Origin of the sequence: Roseomonas rosulenta, assembly GCF_016106005.1 — a bacterium.
Taxonomy (GTDB): Bacteria; Pseudomonadota; Alphaproteobacteria; order Acetobacterales; family Acetobacteraceae; genus Neoroseomonas; species Neoroseomonas rosulenta.
Genome location: NZ_JACADR010000627.1, coordinates 1 through 694 on the forward strand (window position 1 = coordinate 1; position 694 = coordinate 694).

Sequence of the window (694 nt, forward strand, 5' to 3'; positions counted from 1 at the left end):
CGGAACAGCGCCAGCGGCGGGTAGCCGGGCCGGCCGGTGGGTGCGCGCAGCGGCGCCAGCAGGCGCTCCATCGGCGCCCAGTCGATCAGGCCGACAATGCAGTCCAGACGACGATTGGAACCCGCCCATACCGGCAGAAGCGCCTCCGCCAAGCTCGCCTGTCCGATCCGACGCTGACCCATCTCCGCCTCACAACTGCCATCACCAGGCTCAGCGAATCAGCCCATCTGTCGCTCAGCAAGGCGTTTCGCAGGGATCTCCAGTGCTCTGCCACTATGCCGAGACAATCAAGTTGGGCATCCCACATTGCGTCCTGGTGACAAAGTCTTTTCAAGTGATTGCGGATGGCATCGAAATCAAAACAAACTTCCTCGGCAGGAATGCGGGCAGGATCAGTGGAAACCCACTGCCCAGTCTGCTGTGCCATGTAGTAAGAAATCGCTTGAGAAAGCTTGTTGCGTCGGACAAGCCGAATGACAACCGCCTCAGACAGGAAGTCGCGTACTGTGAGGTAGCCGCCCAGGAACTCGAAATCCTCAAACAACAGCTTCATGCCGCAGACCCCATTGGAGATCCCTGCGAAACGCCTTGCTGAGCGACAGATGGGCTGATTCGCTGAGCCTGGTGATGGCAGTTGTGAGGCGGAGATGGGTCAGCGTCGGATCGGACAGGCGAGCTTGGCGGAGGCGCTTCT

Annotated in this window: 1 protein-coding gene; it reads right to left on the bottom strand. The window is 60.1% G+C overall.

Features of this window, described 5'->3' with window-relative positions:
- Positions 1–85: 85 nt before the first annotated feature.
- Positions 86–553 (bottom strand): Stf0 family sulfotransferase, encoded by a 468-nt coding sequence (locus HW578_RS28555; protein WP_198373822.1) that lies wholly within the window; start codon positions 551–553, stop codon positions 86–88.
- Positions 554–694 lie beyond the last annotated feature (141 nt).